The organism is Microbacterium sp. Root61 (assembly GCF_001427525.1).
In the GTDB taxonomy this organism is placed as follows: domain Bacteria; phylum Actinomycetota; class Actinomycetes; order Actinomycetales; family Microbacteriaceae; genus Microbacterium.
On the sequence record NZ_LMGU01000001.1, the window covers coordinates 3,116,809 to 3,137,364 of the forward strand.

Here is a 20,556-nt window from a genome sequence, read left to right on the forward strand (position 1 = left end):
TACCCTGGGACCAGACCATCCGTCTCATCCAGCGTGAGGAGACCCCATGAGGGGCAAAGCAGGACTCGTCATCGGCCTCGGAGTCGGCTACGTGCTCGGTACTCGTGCCGGTCGCGAACGCTACGAGCAGATCAAGACGCAGTGGCTCAAGGTGTGGAACCTCGATCCCGTGCAGGCGCAGGTCAGCAAGGTCAAGGACTTCGCCAAGACCAGCGCCATGGCGCTGCCGAACGCGCTGTGGGACGGTGCCGTCAAGGTCACCAAGGCGGCCACGTCCTCGCGCGGCACCGCGGGCCAGAAGCTGGACGCCGCGATCGACGCCGGCAAGGACTCGATCGACGAGGTCGCGAACGCGGCAGACACCACTGTGTCGGCCGTCAAGAAGGCTGCGGACAAGGCGATCGACGACATCGCCGACACCGCCGGCCGCAACGGGGCCTGACGTGTCCAGCCCCCGTGGCTTCCGCGATCGCGCGGATGACAGCCTGTTCACTCTGATCGGCGAAGTCCCCGAGCTCGTCCGCAACCTCGTCATCGCCGAGGTCAACTCGGCCAAGGCCTGGGTTCGTCGCACCGCCAAGGACGCCGGAGTCGGCGCGGGTTGGATCGTCGGCGCGCTGTTCGTGCTGTTCTGGACGGTCCCGGCGCTCGGCACCTTCGTCATCGCCGGTCTGTCCTCGTGGTGGCCGGTGTGGCTGTCGGCGCTGGTCGTGTTCCTCTTCATGCTCGTGCTCACAGCCGTCCTCGCCCTTCTCGGCGTCATGCGGTTCCGCAAGGTAGCGAAGGACGAGAACCCCGCCCAATCCATCGCCCGAGACGTGAAGGAGGTGCGCGATGAGCTTGAGCTCTAGCTCGCCCGTACCCGTGCCGCGCACCGCCGTCCCCCTCGGGATCACCGACCCCGTCGAGAAGGCTCGTGCCGAGCTGAAGGCGACCCTCGCCGCCATCGAGGTCAAGGGGAACCTCCCCCGGCGCGTGGCCAACTCCACCGAGCGCAACGTCGCCAAGGCGCGTGCGTTCTCGCGACAGAGCCCCGCGGCTGCCGCGGCTGCCGTGGTCGTCGGTGCTGCCGCGATCGGACTCCTGGTGTGGGGAGCGGTGCGCGCCTACACGCGCTGATCGGGCCGCCGTCCGGGTCCGTTTGCCGCCTGCGCGCCGCAGGGGGAGACTGGAGACATGGCTCCCGATACCGACCCTGCTCCCGCCGCGTTCACTCTGTGGGCGGTGCTGCGCCGCGATCCGCAGCATCCCGTCACCGAACCGGACGAGACCGAGCTCGCTTCGATCACGGCACTGATCGAAGAAGGCGGCGTCACCGTGCGCGGCTTCTACGACGTGAGCGGTCTGCGGGCGGATGCGGATCTCATGATCTGGCTGCACGGTCCGAACCCCGACGAGCTGCAGCGCGACCTGCGCCGGCTCCGTCGCACCGAACTGCTGCGGCACCTGCTGCCGGTGTGGAACGCGATGGGCGTGCACCGCGACGCCGAGTTCAATCGCGCGCACGTCCCCGGCTTCCTGCGCGGGGTTCCGGCGCGGGAGTGGCTGTGCGTCTACCCGTTCGTGCGCAGCTACGAGTGGTACCTCCTTCCCGAGGAGGACCGCCGCCGCATGCTCGCCGAGCACGGCCGCCGCGGCGCCGCGTTCGAGACCGTCACCGCCAACACGGTGGCATCGTTCGCGCTCGGCGACTACGAGTGGATCCTTCCGCTGGAAGCCGATGACCTCGGCGACCTCGTAGACCTGATGCGCGACCTGCGTTACACCGACGCGCGCCGCCACGTGCGCGAGGAGGTCCCGTTCTACACCGGCCGCCGCCTCGAGCTGCACGAGATCCCCGAGGTGCTCCAGTGACGACCTCGCGACGGGACTCCCGGCCCCCGGTGCGGCGATGACGAGCGCGCTCCGCCTGGGCACGCGTCGCAGCGCGTTGGCAATGGCGCAGTCCGGCCATGTCGCGGATGCTCTGGCTGCGGCATCCGGACGTCCTGTCGAGCTCGTCCCGATCGTCTCCGAGGGCGACGTGTCGCGTGCCTCCCTCGCCTCGCTCGGCGGCACCGGCGTGTTCGCGACGCGGCTGCGGGAGGCGCTGCTGGCGGGGGAGTGCGACCTGCTGGTGCACTCGCTCAAGGACCTGCCCACGGCGCAGCCGCCCGGACTGGTGATCGCCGCGACCCCGACTCGTGAGGACGCCCGCGACGTGCTCGTCACGCGCGACGGGACGCCGATCGATGCTCTGCCGGAGGGTGCCCTCGTCGGCACCGGCTCTCCGCGCCGGGCGGCACAGCTGCGCCGCCGCAACCCGCGGGTCGTCGTGCAGGATCTGCGCGGCAACGTCGACTCGCGGCTGGGGCGCGTGCGGGACGGCGAGCTGGATGCCGTCATCCTCGCGGCCGCCGGACTCGCGCGGCTCGGCGTCGCCCACGACGACTTGCGGTTCGAGTCGCTGGAGCTGGCGGCCTGGCCGACCGCGCCGGGACAGGGCGCGCTGGCGGTGGAGATCCGCGAGGATGCCCCGGCCGAGCTCGCCGCAGCCGTCGCCCTGCTGGACGACGAGCCGACCCGGGTGGCGATCACGGCCGAGCGCACGGTCCTGACGGTCCTGGAGGCCGGATGCCATGCACCGGTCGGCGCCCACGCAGAGGTGATCGGAGAGGAACTTCACCTGCAGGCGGTCGTCTACACCCTGGACGGTCTGCACCGCATCGCAGCGGACAGGACGTTCGCTCTCGGCCCGGGGTATGCTCGGGAACCAGGCAGCAGCAATGGCGCGAATGCTGCCGATGGCGCGAACCCGATCGCGCGTGCTGCGCGCGCCGGGTCCGATGTCGCCCGTCGGCTGCTCGAACGTGGGGCGGCCGACATCGTGCCACGAGAGTCGACCCCATGAACACAGCACCCCACAACGCAGTACCCAAGCCCCTCGCCGGCTGGCGCGTCCTCGTGCCACGCGGTGGACCATGGGGCGACGGTGTCGCGGCCACGCTGCGCTCGCAAGGAGCCGTGCCGGTCGTGGCCCCGCTCATCAACTTCGCGCCGACGAACGATCAGGCCTCCCTCGAGCAGGCACTCGCCGACCTCGCGGCCGGCGCGTTCCAGTGGCTCACCGTGACCAGCGCGACCACCGCCGACGTGCTCTACGCGTATCGCGCGGTGGTGCCGCCGACGACCCGTGTCGCCGCCGTGGGCGAGACGACCGCCGCCGCGCTGCAGTCGATGGGCTACCGCGTCGACCTCATCCCCGAGCGCGACAACTCCGCGGCCGGCATGGCCGAGCAGCTGATCGCCCTCGAACCGGAGCCCCGCGACATCCTGACCCTGCGCAGTGAGATCGCCAAGCCGGTGCTGACGCGCATGATGATCGACGCCGGCCATCGGGTGCGCAGCGTCGTCGCGTACCGGACGGTGGGGGTGCCGGTCACCGAGAAGATCGCGCACGACGTGAACTCGGGGCGCATCAACGCCATCCTGGTGACGAGCGGATCCGTCGCCGAGCAGGTGCACGAGCAGTTCCCCGACATCCCGGAATCCACCGTGATCGCTGCGATCGGACCCCGCACCGCCAAGGATGCGCGCCGTGCGGGTCTCAGCGTGGACGTCGTCGCCGAGCGACAGACCGTGGACGCGCTCATCCACGCGGTCTCGAGCTTCTCGCTGCCGCACGCGTCGGACGAGTTCTCGGTCTGAGGTCCACGGTGAGCTTCCCGACCCATCGACCGCGGCGCCTGCGGCAGAGTCCCGCCGTGCGTCGCCTCGTCCGAGAGACGCGCCTGGATCCGGCGCAGCTGATCCTTCCCGCGTTCGTGCGGGAGGGCATCGCCGAGCCCGTCGAGATCTCCTCGATGCCCGGCGTCCAGCAGCACACCCTCGATTCGCTGCGTCGATCGGCGACGGATGCCGCGGCCGCCGGCATCGGCGGCATCATGCTGTTCGGCGTGCCCGCCGTGCGCGATGCGCGCGGGTCGGGCGCGGACGATCCCCGCGGCATCCTGAACGTCGCGACGGAGGCGCTCGTCGCCGAGGTGGGCGACGCGCTCGTCGTGCAGACCGACCTGTGTCTGGACGAATTCACCGACCACGGACACTGCGGAGTGCTCGCCGCGGACGGCAGCGTCGACAACGACGCGACCCTGGAGCGGTACGCCGCGATGGGGCTCGCGCAGGCGCGCGCGGGGTCGCCGATGCTCGGGCTCTCCGGAATGATGGACGGGCAGGTCGCGCATGTGCGCGCCGCGCTCGACGCCGAGGGCTTCACCGACACCCTGCTGCTGGCGTATTCGGCGAAGTACGCAGGCGCCTTCTACGGACCGTTCCGCGAGGCCGTCGACTCTCAGCTGCAGGGCGATCGCCGCACCTATCAGCTCGACCCGGCCAATGCGCGCGAAGGCGTGCGGGAGGCCGTGCTCGATGTCGAGGAGGGCGCCGACGTCGTGATGGTCAAGCCCGCTCTGCCGTATCTCGACGTGCTCGCCGAGGTCCGCGCGACCGTGGATGTGCCCGTCTGGGCGTACCAGGTGTCGGGTGAGTTCGCGATGATCGAGGCCGCGGCCGCCAACGGCTGGATCGATCGTCGCGGCGCCGTGCTCGAGTCGCTCCTGTCCATCCGCCGTGCCGGCGCCGACGCGGTGCTGACCTACTTCGCACTCGAGGCTGCCGCCTGGCTCCGCGAGTAGCCCCACCCCGTTACGCGAGCTCACAAGAACTGCTCGCTCAGACGGGGCTCAGCGAGCCATTTCTGTGAGCTCGCGAAAACGATGTGCAGAGGAAACGCATGACTGACCGCAATGATGAGCTGTTCGCCCGCGCCCGGGCCATCACCCCGGGCGGGGTCAACTCGCCCGTGCGCGCCTACGGTTCGGTCGGCGGCACGCCGCGGTTCGTCGCATCCGCGCGGGGTCCGTACATCACGGATGCCGCGGGGCGCGAGTACGTCGACCTCGTCGCGTCGTGGGGTCCGGCGCTGCTCGGGCACGCGCAGCCGGAGGTCGTGGCGGCCGTGCAGGCCGCGGCATCCCGCGGTCTCTCCTTCGGGGCCCCGACCGGCGCCGAGGTCGAGCTCGCCGACCTGATCGCGGACCGAGTCGCCGTCGGCGACCAGCGTCCGGTCGAGCGGGTGCGACTCGTCTCGACCGGCACCGAGGCGACGATGACCGCGATCCGCCTCGCCCGCGGCTACACCGGCCGCGACCTGCTCGTGAAGTTCGCCGGGCACTACCACGGTCACTCCGACGGGCTGCTGGCTGCGGCCGGCTCCGGTGTCGCGACCCTCGCCCTGCCCGGTTCGGCAGGGGTGCCCGCACCGATCGCCGCGCAGACGCTCGTCGTGCCCTACAACGACCTTGACGCCCTGCGCGAGGTGTTCGCGGTGCACGGCGACCGCATCGCCGCGATCATCGTCGAGGCCGCCGCCGCCAACATGGGCGTGGTCGCGCCCCTCCCCGGATTCAACGCCGCACTCGCCGACCTGGCGCACGCGCACGGCGCTCTCCTCATCCTCGACGAGGTGCTCACCGGGTTCCGCGTGCACCCTGCCGGCTTCTGGGGGCTGCAGCAGTCGCAGGGCGAGACGTACACACCCGACCTGTTCACGTTCGGCAAGGTCGTCGGCGGAGGGATGCCGCTGGCGGCCCTCGGCGGTCGTGCCGAGGTCATGGAACAGCTGGCACCGACCGGTCCGGTGTACCAGGCAGGCACACTGTCGGGCAATCCGCTCTCGGTCGCGGCCGGCATCGCCACGCTGCAGCTCGCAACACCCGAGGTGTATGCGCGAGTGGATGCTGCGGCATCCGTCGTCGCATCCGCGCTGTCGTCGGCCCTGACCAAGGCGGGCGTCGTGCACGCGGTGCCCCGCGCGGGCTCGCTGTTCGGCGTGGTGTTCGCCGCGGACGCGCCGCGCTCGTACGCGGAGGCGCTCGCGCAGGAGTCGTTCCGCTACGCCCCCTTCTTCCACGCGATGCTCGACGCCGGGGTGTCGCTGCCGCCGAGCGTGTTCGAGGCGTGGTTCCTCACCGCCGCCCACGACGAGGATGCCCTCGCCCGCGTGGTCGCCGCCCTCCCCGCAGCCGCCCGCGCCGCGGCTGCTGCCTCGGCGGCCTGACGCCCTTCTCCCGCGCGGGACCCTTTGCCGCACCGCGCGGCGCGCTCGCACGCGCCCCCGCCGTCGCGTGCGGGGCAGGTTTCACGAAGAGGCCCCGGGACCGACCCACCCCTGCGGCGCAACTAGCCTGGAGGCATGACTGAATCCCCCCGCATCGTGGTGCTGGCCGGAGGCGTGGGCGGGTCCAAGTTCACGCTCGGCGTGCGCGAGGCGCTCGTCCGGCGCGGCGCACCCGAGGCCACCGTCGTGGTCAACACCGGCGACGACCTCTGGCTGAGCGGGGTCCGACTCCAGCCCGACATCGACTCGATCGTCTACGCCCTGGCCGGCGTCAACGACGTCGTCCGCGGCTGGGGTCGCGCGGGAGACACCGAGCGCGTCAACCACGAGCTGCAGGCGTGGGGCGCGGGCTGGCCGTGGTTCACGCTCGGCGACCTCGATCTCGGCACGCACCTCGCCCGCACGGGGTGGCTCCGCGACGGACTGACGCCCACGCAGGTGCTTGAGCGGATGTCGCGGCGCTGGCCCCTCGGCGCCCACCTGCTGCCCATGACCGATGCGGAGGTCGACACGATCGTGCACGTCCGCGACGGTGCGGCGATGCACTTCCAGGAGTGGTGGACGCGGCACCGTGCGACCCTCGAGCCGACCGCCTTCGAGAACCCCGGCATCGCCGCCGCCCAGCCCGCGCCCGGCGTCGTCGAGGCCATCGCCGCCGCCGACGTCGTGCTGCTCGCTCCGTCGAACCCCGTCGTCTCGATCGGGCCGATCCTCGCCGTGCCCGGCATCCGGGAAGCCCTCGCGACCACGAGCGCGACCGTCGTCGGCGTCTCACCGATCATCGGCGGCCGGGTCGTGCGTGGCATGGCCGACGTCTGCCTGACCGCGATCGGCGTGGAAACCTCGGCCGCCGCCGTCGCCGGTCACTACGGCGCGCGCCGCGACGGCGGGCTGCTCGACGCCTGGCTCCTCGCCGAGGAGGACGCGGCGCTCGCCCCCGCGGTCGAAGGACGCGGCATCCGCTCGGTCGTCTGCCCTCTCTGGATGACGGATGCTGCGGCCACCGCGGCGATCGTCGAACACGCGCTCGCCGCGGCCGACGCATAGTGCCCGATCTCTCGACCTTCGCGTGGGTGCTGCTGGCCTTCGCCGCATTCGTCGTCGGCATCTCCAAGACGGGGCTGCCCGGCGGGAACACGATCGCGGTCGCGATCTTCGCGGCGATCCTGCCGGCGAAGGAGTCGACCGGCACCCTGCTCCTCCTCCTGCTCGTCGCGGACGTGTTCGCCGTCGTCTCCTACCGGCGCCACACCAACTGGCCCGCGCTGCTGCGCCTCGCTCCGGCGGTCATCGTCGGGCTCGCGCTCGGTGTCGCCTTCCTGGCGGTCGCCGACGACGCCTGGGTGAAGCGCTTCATCGGCGTCATCCTGATCGCGGTGATCGCGATCACGCTGTTCCGGCGCCGGGTGCAGAGCCAGGTCGCCGACGCCGGTCCGCACCGCATCGCTGCGGTCACCTACGGCACGCTGGGCGGATTCACGACGATGGTGGCAAATGCGGCCGGTCCGGTGATGTCGATGTACTTCCTGGCGTCGCGCTTCTCCGTGAAGGAGTTCCTCGGCACGGCCGCATGGTTCTACGCCCTCGTGAATCTGACCAAGCTGCCGTTCTCCATCGGACTCGGTCTCGTCACGGCACCGGGGGTGCTCCTGGACCTGGTGCTCATCCCCGCGGTCGTCGTCGGTGCGCTGCTCGGGCGCCGACTCGCGGATCGGATGAAGCAGCAGGTCTTCGAGCGCCTCGTCATCGCACTCACGATCATCGGTGCGGTGTACCTGCTGCTCTGAGAGATGACCGTTGTGAACGCAGGCTCGGCGTTCACAACTCTTCCAGGTCATCGGTCAGCGGGGAGCGACGGCGCGGATTTCCGCGGCGGGCCCCTGTCAAGGCGCGCGGCGAAGAGGAGTTACGAACCGCGGTGCGCTGGTGGACTGGCGATAGGTCGCACCGCACCGGCGCGCCGGCGATCTGGGGCGGTGCCGAGCGACGCCCTAGGCGAGCGCGCGTCCGCCAAGGAGCGCCGCGGTGCGCGGACCGACGCCCAGGGCCGCCGCGGCCGTCAGCTGGGCGACGGTGTCGACGTCGCGACGCAGGGTCGAGGCATCCGGGATCTCCAGCGCCACGCAGCCCCGCGCGAGGTGCTGCGCGAACGATTCCGCGCCGAAGGCCGTTTCCCAGGTGACCCCCGCTCGCGCGGTGACGAGCGTCGAGCCGGTGCCCTCGGCATCCGCGACGACGGCACGGTGGACGGATGCCGCGGACTCCAGCGCGGCGGACAGATCACCCGGGCGCAGCGCGGGGAGGTCGCCCAGGAGCGCCGCCCGCGGCACGTCGACCCCGACCGAGGCCGCTCCCGTCGCGATCGCGGCGTTCAGCCCGCGCGTCGGGCCCTCGGGAACCACGCGCACCCCCGCCATCGCCTGAGCGGCTTCGGTCACGCCCGCGTCGTCCGTCACGACGACCACCGTGGCCACGGCGGCGGCCGCCTCGATGGTGTCGAGCGCGATCGCACGCGCGAGCGCTTCCCGGTCGACGCCGACTCCGGCCAGTCGGGACTTGCCGATCGCCGACGGTTTGACCGGGACGATCACGGTCCAGCCGTCGGGCCCGCTCACACTCCGAACCGTGCGCGCAGGCGCGGCAGGATCTCGGCGCCGTACGTGCGCAGGAACTCGGCCTGATCGTGACCGGGGTCGTGGAACACGAGGTGGCGGAAACCGAGCTCTACGTAGGCCGCGATGCGCTCGACGTGCTCGTCGGGGTCGGTCGAGACGATGAAGCGCGACGCGGCACGTTCGATCGGCAGTTCGGCAGCCCGTCGCTGCATCTCGATCGGGTCGTGGACGCCCATCTTCTCCTCGGCCGACAGCGCCAACGGCGCCCAGAACCGGGTCTTCTCCAGAGCGACCTCGCGGTCGGGGTGGTACGAGACCTTGACCTCCATGAGGGTGTCCACGGCGTCGGCGGGACGGCCGGCCTTCGCGAGACCATCCGCCAGCGCGGGCAGCAGCGTCTCGGTGTACAGCGCCGGGTCCTTGCCGCTCGTCGTGATGTAGCCGTCCGCGATCCGGCCCGCGAGTCGGGTCGCTGCCGGACCGGACGCGCCGATGTAGATCGGGACCTTCTGATCGGCGGGCGGCCGGTCGTAGATCGTGGCGTCCTTGACCGAGTAGTAGGTCCCGTCGAACGTGACGCGGTCCTGCTCCCACAACTTTTCGATCAGGATGATGGCTTCCTTCAACCGCTGGAAGCGCTCCGGGCCATCCGGCCAGTCCAGCCCCAGCGTGACCTCGTTGAGCGCCTCACCCGTGCCGACGCCGAGGATCATGCGCCCCGGATACATCACGCCGAGGGTGGCGAACGCCTGCGCGATCACGGCCGGGTGGTACCGGAAGGTCGGGGTCAGCACGGAGGTGCCGAGCAGCACGCGCTCGGTGCGGGCGCCGAGCGCGCCGAGCCAGGGGAGGGCGGCCGGCGCGTGACCGCCGTCGTGCATCCACGGCTGGAAGTGGTCGGAGAGGAAGACCGAGTCGAAGCCCATCTCCTCGGCCAGCACACCGAACTCGACCAGCTCGGTGGGTCCGAACTGCTCCGCGGAGGCCTTGTACCCGAACCGCAGGGGAACCGTCATGACTCTTCTCCTCTCGCGGGCCGCGCGTCCGCGCCGCTCGCCGTGATGCTTTCCAGTTCGAACTCCGTGCCGCCGGTGCGCGCCAGCCGCGAGCGGAACGCGTCGACGGTTCCGGGCCACAGCAGGGTGAGGCGGCCGGAGCGTTCGTCGACGTACCAGTTGCGGCATCCGCCCGTGATCCAGGGGGTGGATGCGGCGGCCCGCGCGATCTCGTCGGTATAGGTCCGCTCGGCCTCGGGATGCACGCGCAGCACGCCGTCGGCGAGGGTCTCGCGCAGGGCCAGGGCGCGCACGGCGTAGGCCGCCTGCTCCTCGACCATCAGCACGGACGAGTTGTGGCCGAGCGACGCGTTGGGGCCGTTCAGCACGAACATGTTCGGGAACCCGCCGACGACAGTGGAGGCGAAGGAGGTCATGCCCTCGGACCAGTGCTCGTCGAGGGTGATGCCGTCCTCGCCGCGGACGAGCGCCGCATAGGGCTGCCGGGTGGACGCGAAGCCGGTCGCGAGCACGAGCACGTCCACCTCGTGGCGCGCGCCGCTCTCGGCGACGAGCGTCGAGCCCTCGACCGACGCGAGCGCAGACGCCTCCAGCGTCACCGCGCCCGAGCCGATCGCGGGGTAGAACGCGTCCGACAGCAGCACCCGCTTGCACCCGAACGCGTAGTCGGGGGTGAGTGAGGCCCGCAGTGCGGGGTCGCCGACCTGGGAGTGCAGGTGCGCGAGTGCGATGTCGCGGGCTGCGACGGATGCCGCGGCATCCCCCGATCGTGAGGCGAAGCGCGCCTCGCCCTCGGCGTACAGCTCGGCGCGGAGTCGATCGAGGGATTCCGGATGCGCGGCGAAGTCGGCGCGCTCGGCGTCGCTGTACGCGCGGGCGTCGCGGGGCACGATCCATGCCGGGGTGCGCTGGAAGAGTGTCACCCGTGCGGCGCGGGACGCCAGCTCCGGCACGAGCTGGATCGCGCTGGCGCCGGTGCCGACCACGGCGACCCTGGCGTGGGCGAGGTCGACGGAGTGATCCCAGCGGGCCGAGTGGAACAGCGGGCCGGGGAAGCTCTCCAGCCCCGGCACGTCCGGGACATCGGGCTCGGTCAGTCGGCCGCAGGCCAGGACCAGGGCCTCGGCCTCGATAGTCTCGGGGGCGTCGCCGCCGGTCTCGATGCGCCACACGTCGTCATCCCAGACGGCAGCGAGCATCGGGGCGCGCAGGCGGAGCCGGTCGCCGAGCTGCTCGAGATCGACGACGTCCTCGAGGTAGCCGCGGATCTCGTCGCCGCGCGCATACACGCCCGACCAGGCCGGGTTGGGGTGTGCGGCGAAACCGTACAGGTGCGAGGGCACGTCGCACGCGACGCCCGGATAGGTGTTCTCGCGCCAGGTGCCGCCGACGGATGCCGCGCGCTCCAGGATCGCGAACGACTCGCGCCCGGCCCGCCGCAGCGCCATCGCCATGCCGATGCCGGCGAACCCGGCGCCGACGATCGCGACCTCCACGCGCACTGTCATCGCGTGCCCGTCGGCTCGCGGTAGTCCGTCGTGCGCACCCGGAACGGCCGGAACAGGCGCGCGGCGATGCGTGCGGCATCCGCCACCGGCAGTTCGAGGCCCTGCTCGATGCCCGTGTCCGGACGCACGCGTCCGTCCAGCAGCGTCCCGCCGAGGTCGTCGCCGCCGGCGCGGAGGAGGACGGCGGCGGTCTCGCGGCCGACGCGCGTCCACGGGATCTGGACGTGCGGGATGCTGCCGGACAGCAGCAGTCGGGATACTGCGACCATCGCCCGGTGCTCGTCGAGGGCGGATCTGCCGGTGACCAGGGGAGTGCCGTGTCCGGGGAGCGGGATGGGCACGAATTCGGTGAATCCGCCTGTCTCGGCCTGGATCCCGCGGAGTCGGTGCAGGTGGGCGATGCGCTCGGCGGCGGTCTCGACATGCCCGTAGAACAAGACGGACGTCGAGTTCAACCCGGCGCGGTGTGCGGCGGTGATGCCCTCGACCCAGCGGTCGATCTCGAGGTCGCCGGGGGCGATCAGGCCCCGGACGCGTTCGCTGAGCACCTTCACCCCGGTGCCCGGGACTGTGTTCACTCCGGCGCTCGTCAGTGCGGCCAGGGCTCCCGTGAGTCCGAGGCCGCCGCGCTCGGCGAGATCCCACACGTCTTGCGGACGGTAGGCGTGGATGTGCAGGCCCGGCGACGCCGTCCGGATGGCGCGGACGATCTCGAGGTACGCCTCCGGAGCCTCGGACGGCTCGAGGCGTCCCTGCACGCACAGCTCGGTGGCGCCCAGGTCCCACGCGTCGGCCGCGATGGCGCCGACCTCGTCGAGTGTGAATGTGCCCGGCTCGGAGGTGGCGGCGGAGCGGAACCCGGTGGAGGTCAGGTTGCGGTTGATGACCAGGCTCACGGCCTCGCCCACGGTGTAGCGGCGCACATCGTCGGCGGTCGCGGCGAGGTGGTCGAGGTCGTCGCCGGTGGCCTCGAGCAGTGCGATCCATTCGGCGTCGTCGAGGCTCAGCGGATCGGAGGCGGCCCGCGCCGCGACCCCTCGCACGTCCCCCGCGCGAGACGTGGCGAAAGTGCCTGCCGCGGCGCGGGGTGGAACCGTTTGCCGCGTCTCGCGCAACGGGGTGGGGAGTGTCAGCGGGGCGGCGAGGCCTGTCGCGGGGTCGGCCAGCGCGACCACCGCCGGCAGGAGGTCGGGGTCGATCCACGCGGCGGCATCGTGCAGGTACTCGGGGTGGGCGGTCAGGCGCTCGCGCAGGATGAAGCCGAGTTCGGCCGTCATGGCCGCGAGGTCGTCGACGTGCGGCCATGGCCGCTCCGGGTTGACGTGGTCGGCCGTGAGCGGCGAAACGCCGCCCCAGTCGTCGGCGCCGGCCGCGATCAGCAGCGCGAACTCCGCCGGATCGGACAGATTCGGCGGCACCTGGATGCGCATGTGCGGACCCATGACCACGCGCGCCACGGCGACGGCGGCGACGTGCTCGAAGACCGAGGCATCCGGTGCCGACTGCATCGCGGTGCGGGGCTTCGCGCGGAAGTTCTGCACGATCACCTCCTGCACGTGACCGCGTCCGCCGCGGACATGCCGCTCGTTCGAGTCTCGGAGGGCGATGAGCGATTCGGCGCGGTCGCGCAGGGTCTCGCCGATGCCCACGAGGATTCCAGTGGTGAACGGGATGCCGGCACGCCCGGCATCCTCGATCACGGCCAGCCGCAGGTCGGGGTCCTTGTCGGGCGAGCCGAAGTGCACCTGTCCGGGCTCCTCGAACAGGCGACGCGAGGTGGTCTCGAGCATCATGCCCATCGACGGAGCGGTGGGCCGCAGCATCCGCAGCTCGTCGTACGCCATTACCCCGGGGTTCAGGTGCACGAGCATCCCGGTCTCGGCGGTGATCAGGCGCGCGATGTGGCCGACGTAGTCCAGCGTCGAGGCGAAGCCGTGCTCGTCGAGCCAGGCGCGCGCCTCGGGCCAGCGGTCCTCGGGGCGGTCGCCGAGCGTGAGCAGCGCCTCCTTGCAGCCCAGCGCGGCGCCCTGCCGCACGACCGACAGCACCTGCTCCGGCGACATGTACGCGGGCTTGTGCATCTTCAGCAACTGGGCCGGGGTATCCACGAACACGCAGTAGTGGCAGCGGTCGCGGCACAGGGTGGTCAGCGGCACGAACACCTTGCGCGAGTACGTGATCACACCGGGACGCCCGGATGCCTCGAGCCCGGCATCGCGGAGTGCTCCGGCGATGCGCAGGAGCTCGTCGAGGTCTTCTCCCCGGGCGTGCAGCAGCGCTTCGGCGTCGTCGACGTCGAGTCGCTCGCCGCGGGCGGCTCGCGCGAGCCCCGCTGCGATCGAGCGGTGGTCGGCAGCCGCGACGGGCGAATCCACGGTGGTCATCGATTCAGTCTCTCACCGCTGACAGCACCCGGTCCCGTCGGATCGTTGCGGGTCCGTAAGCAAACGTCCAGCGGGGGTGACCGTCGCGCTGGCAGACTAGGAGCATGGTGACCTTGCTGCTGGACTCGACGCAGCTCGAAGTCGTGCTCTCGCGAGTCGAGCGCACCCTTGCATTCCGAAAAGGGAATGTGGTGATCGAGAGATCGGCGATCGCCAAGGTCCAGCTCACGGATGACGGATGGACCTGGCTGCGCGGGGTGCCGAGCCCCGGCACCCATGTGCGCGGAGCCGTCGCCATGGGCACGTGGAAGTCCACCGGTGCGAACGACTTCGTCCTCATCCGCCGTCATCGTCCGGGCGTCGTCATCGACCTCGATGGGCACGACGAGTTCGAGCGGATCATTCTGACCACGCGTCACGGCCTCGCCCTCGTGCAGGCGCTGCGGCTGGATGTGCAGGACGAAGCCGCGGATGTCGTCGAGCTCGCCGCCGAGGCCGAACCCGAGCCGAAGCCGAAGAAGCCGCGCACCCGCGCCGCGAAGCCGGCCACCGCTTCCTGAGCCGAGCGCCCGCCCGCCCCCCCCGATCCCGGGCGAGATACCCGGGGCGAGCCCGTCAGCTGACGTCGCGGCGCCAGCTGAAGAGGTAGCCGAGGAAGATGAGCACCGCGGCGTAGCCGAGCAGGACGAGGCCGCCCGCCCACCACTCCAGCGGATCACCGGTCGATGCGCCGGTGCCCGCCGACATGCTGAGCACGCTGGCACCCACCAGGGCGTCGCCCGCGGCGCCCGGGAGGAACTTCGTCGCGTCGGACAGTCCTTCGACGAAGGATGCCGCGACCCGGCCGATCGGCTCCAGGAACTGTGTGAACACCAGCACTCCGACGATGGCGCCGACCTGGTTGCGCACCAGCGCACCGACACCGATGCCGACCAGCACCCACAGCACGAACGCGATCACCATGCGCCCGATGAGTGCCCAGGTGTCGCCGGAAGAGAACCCGGTGTCCAGCCCGAATCCGGCGAGGAAGCCGGCCGAGGGCGCGACCGATGCGACGATGCCGACGACGGCGTAGAGGACGCCCAGCAGGATGCCGATGAGGACCTTCGCGATGAGCACGGTGCTGCGGCGCGGTGTCGCGAGGAAGGTCGGGGTCAGCGTCTTGTGACGGAACTCCGTCGTCACCATGAGCGTGCCGATGAGCACCGGGAAGACGTAGCCCACCGACGTCGCCGAACTGTAGAGCAGGGAGGGCAGCATGTCGGCCGGAATCTGGGGGCCGTTGCCCGGCAGAGAGCCGGTGGATGCGGCCGAGAACACGAATCCGAGCGCAGTGGCGGTGAATGCGACGTAGACGAACAGGACGATCGCGAGGATCCACCACATCGCCGTCGAGAACTGCTTGGTGGCCTCCGAGCGGCTGGCGTTGATGAGGCTCATCGCTGCTCACCCTCCTCGTGGTCGTCGGCTTCCGGCCCAGGCTCGTCGCTCGAGGGCTCGGCCGGGTCAGCTCCGGGGTCATCGTCTTCCGGCGAATGGTCTTCGGATGCTTCGGATGCTTCGGATGCTTCGGATTCCGGTTCCGCGGAGCCCTCGGCGTCAACCGTCGCAGGGGCTTCGGGGGTGCTGTCGTCGTCGGTGCTCTCGACGGCCTCAGCCGCGTCATCCGTCGACGTCTCGACGTCGGCATCTGCTTCGGTGTCGACCTCGACCTCGACCTCGACCGCGTCGGCAACGGGCTCGACGGGAGCCTCGATGTCCGCTTCGTCCACGCCCGCCTCGGCATCCACCTCAGCCTCGGCATCCGCGTCCGCAACACTCGACGCCTCGCCCTCGGCTGTCCCGGGGATCGCGTTGCCCTCGTCGTCGAACGAGTGGAAGAAGCGATCGGCCTCGACATCCGCCTCGGTCTTGACGTAGTCCTCCCACGGGCGGTCCGACACGGTGCCCTCGGGAGCGTCCGCGTCGGGCTCGTCGTCGAGGGCGTCGGTCAGGTCGTCGTCGATGTCGGCAAGCGCGTCCACATCCACGTCGGCGTCCACGGCCGGTTCGTCATCGACGGTCGCCGCGACCGCTGCGACCTCGGCGGGGATGATGTCGATCACGCCCGTGCTCGCGACGGCGAACGACGCCTCCGCGGACGGATGCCGCTCCTCGGGTGCCGCCGCGGGCTCCTCCGGCTCGAAGGCCTGCGCGAGTGCCGCGGCACCGAGTCCGGCGGCTGCGCCCGCGGCGACGGCGCCACCGGGGGTGCCGAGCGTCTCGGCGTCGAAGGTCGCCGCCAGCGCGGACGCCTCGAGCTCGTCACCGTCCTCGACAACCTCGTCACCGGGGACCACGTCGTCCATCGCCTCCACGGCACCGGCCACCGCGGCGATGTAGGCGGCATCCGGCACTCCACCGCTCGCGCTGGGGTGCACGCGCACGCCGTTGACCAGATCCAGGAAGACCTCTTCGAGCGCCGGTCCGCGACGCTGCAGCGCGGAGAGGGGCACACCGGATGCCGCAGCGATCAGGCCGACGGAGACCGGCTCGGCCCCGCGCACGGTGAGCCCGGAGCGGAGGACCTCGAACGGCACCTCGGCGTCGCTGAGAGCCGCCGAGAGGGCGGCGCGGTCGGGGGAGTCGACGATCGTCGTGTACTCGGACGGGTCGGTCAGCTGGTCGAGGCCGCCCTGGAACACGAGACGGCCCTGCGCGATGATCAGCAGCGCGTCGACGGTCTGCTGCACCTCGGACAGGAGGTGCGAGGAGACGAGCACGGTGCGGCCCTGACGTGCGAACTCGCGCAGGAAGCCGCGCAGCCACTTGATGCCCTCGGGGTCGAGACCGTTGGACGGCTCGTCGAGCACGAGCACGCCCGGGTCGCCGAGGAGCGCGTAGGCGAGGCCGAGGCGCTGCCGCATGCCCAGCGAGAAGCCGCCGACCTTGCGGCCGGCAGCGTCGGCGAGCCCGACCAGACCGAGCGTCTCATCGACCCGAGAGAGGGGCAGGCCCGCGGCCTGCGCGTACACCTTGAGGTGGTTGGCCGCGGTGCGTCCGGGATGGAAGCTGGACGCCTCGAGCACGGCGCCGACGGTCTGCAGCGGGTGCGCGAGCCGAGCGTAGGGGAGGCCGCCGATGGTCGCGGTGCCGGCGTCGGCCCGGATCAGGCCGAGCAGCGCGCGCAGCGTCGTGGTCTTGCCGGCGCCGTTGGGACCGAGGAATCCGGTGACCACACCGGGTTCGACCTGGGCCGTGAAGCCGGAGACCGCGGCGATGGAGCCGAAGTGTTTTGTGAGTCCCGAGAATTCCAGCATCTGTCCTTCGGGCATGCCGAACCCTCTCCTCGTCGCGAGTTGTTTCCCTTATCTTTGCGGAAAGTACGGCGCGGATGTGAAAAGTCGTCTCTCCGCGCGCCGCGGGCGACGGTCGAGCGCACTCCGGCCGACCCCGGCGGTAACGTTGCTCGTGTGACGGATGAGACCGGAAATGCAGAGCCGCGAGTCCTGGCCCGAGCGCGCGGCGGCCTCGGCCATCTGACGCTCAATCGCCCCCGCGCCATCAACGCGCTCGACCTCGACATGGTCGACGGGCTCGCCCAGGCGCTGGACGCGTGGGACGGCGACACCGACGTCGACATCGTGCTGCTGGACGGCGCGGGCGAGCGCGGCCTGTGCGCCGGCGGCGACGTGCGGGGACTGTACGACCAGATCTCGGCGGGGCGCCCCGAAGACACCGGCATCTTCTTCCGGGCCGAATACGCGCTCAACGCCCGCATCGCGGAGTACCGCAAGCCGATCGTGGTCATCGCCGACGGCATCACGATGGGCGGCGGCATCGGCCTGGCCGGGCACGCGGCGATCCGCATCGTGACCGAGCGCTCGCGCCTGGCCATGCCCGAGACCCGCATCGGGTTCACCCCCGACGTGGGCGGCTCCTGGCTGCTCGCGCGCGCCCCCGGACGGCTCGGCGAGTACCTCGGGCTCACCGGCGCCGCAATGGACGCCGCGGACGCGATCTACACGGGCTTCGCCGACCACCTCGTGCCTTCGGCGAACCTCGAGGGCCTACGCGACGCGCTGGAGACGCGGGCCGACCCGTCCAGCCCGACCGAGCTCGTGCTGTTGTTCGACGAGACGGCCGGGCCGTCGCGGCTCGAAGCGGCCCAGGTCTGGATCGACGACGCCTTCGCCGCCGACACCGTCGCCGAGATCGTTCGGCGCCTGCGCGCACGCCCCGAAGCCGAGGCGATCGCGACCGCCGACCTTCTCGAGGAGCTGTCCCCGATCGGTCTGGCCGTCACCCTCGAAGCAGTCCGCCGTGCCCGCGCACTGCCCGACCTGCGTGCGGCGCTCGCCGAGGAGTACCGCCTGGTGCTGTGGTTCGCCCACACGCAGCCCGACCTCGTCGAGGGCATCCGCGCCCAGCTGGTCGACAAGGACCGCTCCCCGCGCTGGGTCCCGGCGACCATCACGGAACTGCCGACGGATGCCGCGGCATCCGCTTTCGCCTACGAACCCGTCGTCGCGCTCTGGGGGTGAGGTCGAGGTGTCCGAGCAGGAGGATCCGCCACGTCGCCGCGCGTATTCGGTGGGTGTCGCGCTCGACTGGTTCTTCTTCGTCTTCGCCGGACTCGCGGCGATCTGGCTCGCGTACCTGAGCTTCACCGAGACGTTCAAGCTCGGCTGGTGGGGGATCCTGGTCGCGATCGTCTTCTGGGTGCTGCTGGCCTACCTCGTGCTGCCGCGCCTGCACCGCATCCTGACCACGATCTACGTGCCGGACTACTTCATCGGCCGCACCCGCACCAGCGACGGGCTCCTGGGCGACCCGGTGAACCTCGGGTTCATGGGGTCGGGAGAGCAGATCGAGGCGGCGTTGCAGACCGCCGGCTGGACCAAGGCCGACCCGGTGACGCTCGGCTCGTCGTGGCGCATCGTCACGTCGACGCTGACGCGGCGCAGCTATGACGAGGCGCCGGTCAGCCCGCTGTTCCTGTTCGGCCACCCGCAGGACTTCGCATACCAGCAGGAGGTCGACGGCAACCCGGCCCAACGCCACCACGTGCGGTTCTGGAAGTGCCCCGACGGCTGGCTGCTGCCGGGCGGACGGCGCGTGGACTGGCTGGCCGCCGGCACGTTCGACACGGCGGTCGGGCTCTCCCTGTTCACCCTGCAGATCACGCACCGCATCGACGCGAACACCGACATCGAGCGCGACCACATCGTGACGACCCTCCGCGGCGCGGACGACCGCGTGCAGGTCGACGTCATCGAGGACTTCGCGACCGGCTACCACGCGCGCAACGGCGGAGGAGACAGCATCCACACCGACGGCGACCTGCCCATCGTGGACGTCCGCCGTGTGGAGGTGAGTGTGGCATGAGCGAACCGCAGAAGCGCCCGGCGTTCGAGCCGCCGACCCGGCTGATGAAGCCGATGGCGTACGACCCCGCCATGCGGCGTCCGATCTCGACCGTCGCCGGCGCCGTGCTCGTGCTGCTGCGCGTGCTGGCGGGTGCGGTGTGGCTCATCGAGCTCGCGGCGCACTGGGGTTCGTACGCGGCTGAGATCGACGGGGCGCTCGAAGGGGTGGAGTTCTCGCCCGGGTTCGTCGACGGCACCCTCGCCGTCTTCGTCGGCATCAGCATCCTCGTGCTGCTGGTGGACGCGTCCCTGGCGGTGCTGATCATCCGCGGCGTGAACTGGGCGCGCGTCGTCGTCATGATCTTCTCGGTCATCTCGATCACGTCCTCGTTCGTCGGGTGGTGGGTGCAGGGCCAGGAGATCGAACTGCGCGGAAGCCTGTTGTCGCTCGCCCTCGACATCCTCGTGCTGCTGGCGCTGTCCAGCCGCAGCGCCGCCGCCTACGCGCGCCGCAACGAGCGGCGCTGAGCGTCGGCTGAGCGCCACCGCCCCTCTGGGGCGTTAGCCTGAGATCCGCTCGCACGGATCGGGGGGAGAAACGTGTTCGACAGCCCACTGTCCGCGTCGGCCTACGAGGTGCTCGGAGTCCTGCCCGCCGTCGATGAGGAGGCGCTGCGCAAGGCGTATCGTCTGCGGCTGCGCCAGACGCATCCCGACACCGGTGGCGATGCGGCCGTCTTCATTCAGGTGCAGCGCGCGTGGGAGCTCGTCGGCACGCCCGACGCCCGCGCCGCCTACGACCGCGGGCACGGCTTCGCGGATGCCCCGGCGCCGGAGTGGTCGGGATGGCGTGCGCCTGCCGCGCAGAACGACACCCGTCCCCGTGCCCGTTCCCACGGGCAGCCGGGCGGCTGGCGGCGCGAGCGCTACCTCACGCTGATCCGGGAGTGGGCGGGGCGCGGTGTGACGCTCGCCGACCCGTACGACCCCGCCCTGGTGCGGTCGGCGCCGCACGGCATCCGGCGGCTGCTGGCCGACGCGCTCGCCGAGGAGGCCACGGCCCGCATCGTCGGCGACCTGGGCATGGGCTACACGGTGTGGCACGACGTGGCGGCCGGCGGGAGGGATGCCGACCCCGAGGCGAAGCTCGACCACATCGTGCTCGGCCCGAGCGGGCTCTACGGAGTGTTGTCGGAGGACTTCGGCGGGCCGGTGCGCGTGCGCCGCGGCGACCTGATCGGCGACGGCGTGGACGGCTCGCCGGTCGGGACGCTGCTGGCACGGATGCGGGTGATGGCCCGGGCGGCCGGGGTGCGCTTCAGCGGTGCGATCGTGGTGCTGCCTGACGAGGACGTACTGAGCGTGATCGACGAGATCGGGAAGGTCCGCGGCATCCCCGTCGCCATCGTGGCCCGCAGCGCGCTGTCGACGGTGCTGCGTCGAGGGATCACCGGCTCGCGCTCGATGGGCGGCAACGAGGTCTTCGATGTGCGCACCCGCCTGCAGCAGACCGCGCGATTCGTCTGAC

21 protein-coding genes are annotated in these 20,556 nt (G+C 71.4%); 15 read left to right on the top strand and 6 right to left on the bottom strand.

Annotated elements, in window-relative coordinates; all coding sequences use genetic code 11:
- The first annotated feature begins 46 nt into the window (after positions 1-46).
- The 10 genes from ASD65_RS14655 (at position 47) to ASD65_RS14700 (ending at position 7,944) form a co-directional block, all read left to right on the top strand.
- On the top strand, positions 47-442 hold the full coding sequence (locus tag ASD65_RS14655; protein WP_056223771.1) for a hypothetical protein: 396 nt from the start codon (positions 47-49) through the stop codon (positions 440-442).
- A 1-nt stretch (position 443) separates the two neighbouring features.
- Positions 444-851 carry a phage holin family protein gene (locus ASD65_RS14660; RefSeq protein WP_056223772.1) on the top strand — a complete coding sequence of 136 codons (408 nt, stop codon included), beginning with the start codon at positions 444-446 and terminating at the stop codon, positions 849-851.
- On the top strand, positions 835-1,119 hold the full coding sequence (locus tag ASD65_RS14665; RefSeq protein ID WP_056223773.1) for a hypothetical protein: 285 nt from the start codon (positions 835-837) through the stop codon (positions 1,117-1,119). The genes ASD65_RS14660 and ASD65_RS14665 overlap by 17 nt, the downstream gene beginning before the upstream one ends.
- Positions 1,120-1,176: 57 nt before the next feature.
- The gene (hemQ, locus tag ASD65_RS14670) at positions 1,177-1,854 is read left to right on the top strand and encodes a hydrogen peroxide-dependent heme synthase (protein ID WP_056223774.1); all 678 of its coding nucleotides are present in this window, start codon (positions 1,177-1,179) and stop codon (positions 1,852-1,854) included.
- A 37-nt stretch (positions 1,855-1,891) separates the two neighbouring features.
- The gene (hemC, locus tag ASD65_RS14675) at positions 1,892-2,890 is read left to right on the top strand and encodes a hydroxymethylbilane synthase (RefSeq protein WP_056223775.1); all 999 of its coding nucleotides are present in this window, start codon (positions 1,892-1,894) and stop codon (positions 2,888-2,890) included.
- Entirely contained in the window at positions 2,887-3,687 is an 801-nt protein-coding gene (locus ASD65_RS14680) for a uroporphyrinogen-III synthase (protein WP_056223776.1), read from the top strand. Before hemC ends, ASD65_RS14680 begins: the two co-directional genes overlap by 4 nt.
- An 8-nt stretch (positions 3,688-3,695) precedes the next feature.
- Entirely contained in the window at positions 3,696-4,673 is a 978-nt protein-coding gene (gene hemB / locus ASD65_RS14685; RefSeq protein ID WP_082561800.1) for a porphobilinogen synthase, read from the top strand.
- A 98-nt stretch (positions 4,674-4,771) separates the two neighbouring features.
- Complete coding sequence (gene hemL / locus ASD65_RS14690) at positions 4,772-6,097, top strand: glutamate-1-semialdehyde 2,1-aminomutase (RefSeq protein ID WP_056223778.1); 1,326 nt, start codon at positions 4,772-4,774, stop codon at positions 6,095-6,097.
- A 135-nt stretch (positions 6,098-6,232) separates the two neighbouring features.
- The gene (gene cofD / locus ASD65_RS14695) at positions 6,233-7,204 is read left to right on the top strand and encodes a 2-phospho-L-lactate transferase (RefSeq protein WP_056223779.1); all 972 of its coding nucleotides are present in this window, start codon (positions 6,233-6,235) and stop codon (positions 7,202-7,204) included.
- Positions 7,204-7,944 carry a sulfite exporter TauE/SafE family protein gene (locus ASD65_RS14700; protein WP_082561801.1) on the top strand — a complete coding sequence of 247 codons (741 nt, stop codon included), beginning with the start codon at positions 7,204-7,206 and terminating at the stop codon, positions 7,942-7,944. Before cofD ends, ASD65_RS14700 begins: the two co-directional genes overlap by 1 nt.
- Before the next feature lie 204 nt (positions 7,945-8,148).
- Here the strand turns inward: ASD65_RS14700 and cofC are convergent, their stop codons facing one another.
- Genes cofC through cofG form a run of 4 tightly spaced genes read right to left on the bottom strand, consistent with a single transcriptional unit; the run spans position 8,149 to position 13,680 of the window.
- On the bottom strand, positions 8,149-8,772 hold the full coding sequence (gene cofC, locus ASD65_RS14705) for a 2-phospho-L-lactate guanylyltransferase (protein ID WP_056223780.1): 624 nt from the start codon (positions 8,770-8,772) through the stop codon (positions 8,149-8,151).
- A complete protein-coding gene (gene fgd, locus ASD65_RS14710) occupies positions 8,769-9,788 on the bottom strand; it encodes a glucose-6-phosphate dehydrogenase (coenzyme-F420) (protein WP_056223781.1) in 1,020 nt (339 codons plus the stop codon). The genes cofC and fgd overlap by 4 nt, the downstream gene beginning before the upstream one ends.
- Positions 9,785-11,296: a flavin-containing monooxygenase gene (locus ASD65_RS14715; protein ID WP_056223782.1), complete on the bottom strand. Its 1,512-nt coding sequence runs from the start codon at positions 11,294-11,296 to the stop codon at positions 9,785-9,787. The genes fgd and ASD65_RS14715 overlap by 4 nt, the downstream gene beginning before the upstream one ends.
- The gene (cofG, locus tag ASD65_RS14720; RefSeq protein ID WP_056223783.1) at positions 11,293-13,680 is read right to left on the bottom strand and encodes a 7,8-didemethyl-8-hydroxy-5-deazariboflavin synthase CofG; all 2,388 of its coding nucleotides are present in this window, start codon (positions 13,678-13,680) and stop codon (positions 11,293-11,295) included. The genes ASD65_RS14715 and cofG overlap by 4 nt, the downstream gene beginning before the upstream one ends.
- A gap of 104 nt (positions 13,681-13,784) precedes the next feature.
- Here cofG and ASD65_RS14725 point away from each other — a divergent pair, with 104 nt between their 5' ends.
- Positions 13,785-14,240: a hypothetical protein gene (locus ASD65_RS14725; protein WP_056223784.1), complete on the top strand. Its 456-nt coding sequence runs from the start codon at positions 13,785-13,787 to the stop codon at positions 14,238-14,240.
- Between the two features lie 55 nt (positions 14,241-14,295).
- Here the strand turns inward: ASD65_RS14725 and ASD65_RS14730 are convergent, their stop codons facing one another.
- Both ASD65_RS14730 and ASD65_RS18840 read right to left on the bottom strand, forming a co-directional pair.
- Positions 14,296-15,120 (bottom strand): ABC transporter permease, encoded by an 825-nt coding sequence (locus ASD65_RS14730; protein WP_056223785.1) that lies wholly within the window; start codon positions 15,118-15,120, stop codon positions 14,296-14,298.
- On the bottom strand, positions 15,117-16,994 hold the full coding sequence (locus tag ASD65_RS18840) for an ABC transporter ATP-binding protein (RefSeq protein ID WP_082561802.1): 1,878 nt from the start codon (positions 16,992-16,994) through the stop codon (positions 15,117-15,119). The genes ASD65_RS14730 and ASD65_RS18840 overlap by 4 nt, the downstream gene beginning before the upstream one ends.
- A gap of 138 nt (positions 16,995-17,132) precedes the next feature.
- Here ASD65_RS18840 and ASD65_RS14740 point away from each other — a divergent pair, with 138 nt between their 5' ends.
- From ASD65_RS14740 to ASD65_RS14755, 4 genes are all read left to right on the top strand, one after another.
- Complete coding sequence (locus ASD65_RS14740; protein WP_056223786.1) at positions 17,133-18,203, top strand: enoyl-CoA hydratase/isomerase family protein; 1,071 nt, start codon at positions 17,133-17,135, stop codon at positions 18,201-18,203.
- A gap of 7 nt (positions 18,204-18,210) precedes the next feature.
- A complete protein-coding gene (locus tag ASD65_RS14745) occupies positions 18,211-19,047 on the top strand; it encodes an LssY C-terminal domain-containing protein (protein ID WP_056223787.1) in 837 nt (278 codons plus the stop codon).
- Entirely contained in the window at positions 19,044-19,556 is a 513-nt protein-coding gene (locus tag ASD65_RS14750) for a hypothetical protein (RefSeq protein WP_056223788.1), read from the top strand. The genes ASD65_RS14745 and ASD65_RS14750 overlap by 4 nt, the downstream gene beginning before the upstream one ends.
- Before the next feature lie 72 nt (positions 19,557-19,628).
- Positions 19,629-20,555: a J domain-containing protein gene (locus ASD65_RS14755; RefSeq protein WP_056223789.1), complete on the top strand. Its 927-nt coding sequence runs from the start codon at positions 19,629-19,631 to the stop codon at positions 20,553-20,555.
- Position 20,556 lies beyond the last annotated feature (1 nt).

What these genes read in the sequence shown, in the direction of transcription:
- ASD65_RS14655 (WP_056223771.1), top strand. Translation starts at nt 47, where the DNA reads ATGAGGGGCAAAGCAGGACTCGTCATCGGCCTCGGAGTCGGCTACGTG.
- fgd (WP_056223781.1), bottom strand. Translation starts at nt 9,788, where the DNA reads ATGACGGTTCCCCTGCGGTTCGGGTACAAGGCCTCCGCGGAGCAGTTC.
- cofG (WP_056223783.1), bottom strand. Translation starts at nt 13,680, where the DNA reads ATGACCACCGTGGATTCGCCCGTCGCGGCTGCCGACCACCGCTCGATC.
- cofD (WP_056223779.1), top strand. Translation starts at nt 6,233, where the DNA reads ATGACTGAATCCCCCCGCATCGTGGTGCTGGCCGGAGGCGTGGGCGGG.
- ASD65_RS14680 (WP_056223776.1), top strand. Translation starts at nt 2,887, where the DNA reads ATGAACACAGCACCCCACAACGCAGTACCCAAGCCCCTCGCCGGCTGG.
- ASD65_RS14715 (WP_056223782.1), bottom strand. Translation starts at nt 11,296, where the DNA reads ATGACAGTGCGCGTGGAGGTCGCGATCGTCGGCGCCGGGTTCGCCGGC.
- hemQ (WP_056223774.1), top strand. Translation starts at nt 1,177, where the DNA reads ATGGCTCCCGATACCGACCCTGCTCCCGCCGCGTTCACTCTGTGGGCG.
- ASD65_RS14725 (WP_056223784.1), top strand. Translation starts at nt 13,785, where the DNA reads ATGGTGACCTTGCTGCTGGACTCGACGCAGCTCGAAGTCGTGCTCTCG.
- hemL (WP_056223778.1), top strand. Translation starts at nt 4,772, where the DNA reads ATGACTGACCGCAATGATGAGCTGTTCGCCCGCGCCCGGGCCATCACC.
- ASD65_RS18840 (WP_082561802.1), bottom strand. Translation starts at nt 16,994, where the DNA reads ATGCCCGAAGGACAGATGCTGGAATTCTCGGGACTCACAAAACACTTC.
- ASD65_RS14730 (WP_056223785.1), bottom strand. Translation starts at nt 15,120, where the DNA reads ATGAGCCTCATCAACGCCAGCCGCTCGGAGGCCACCAAGCAGTTCTCG.
- ASD65_RS14750 (WP_056223788.1), top strand. Translation starts at nt 19,044, where the DNA reads ATGAGCGAACCGCAGAAGCGCCCGGCGTTCGAGCCGCCGACCCGGCTG.
- ASD65_RS14665 (WP_056223773.1), top strand. Translation starts at nt 835, where the DNA reads ATGAGCTTGAGCTCTAGCTCGCCCGTACCCGTGCCGCGCACCGCCGTC.
- hemC (WP_056223775.1), top strand. Translation starts at nt 1,892, where the DNA reads ATGACGAGCGCGCTCCGCCTGGGCACGCGTCGCAGCGCGTTGGCAATG.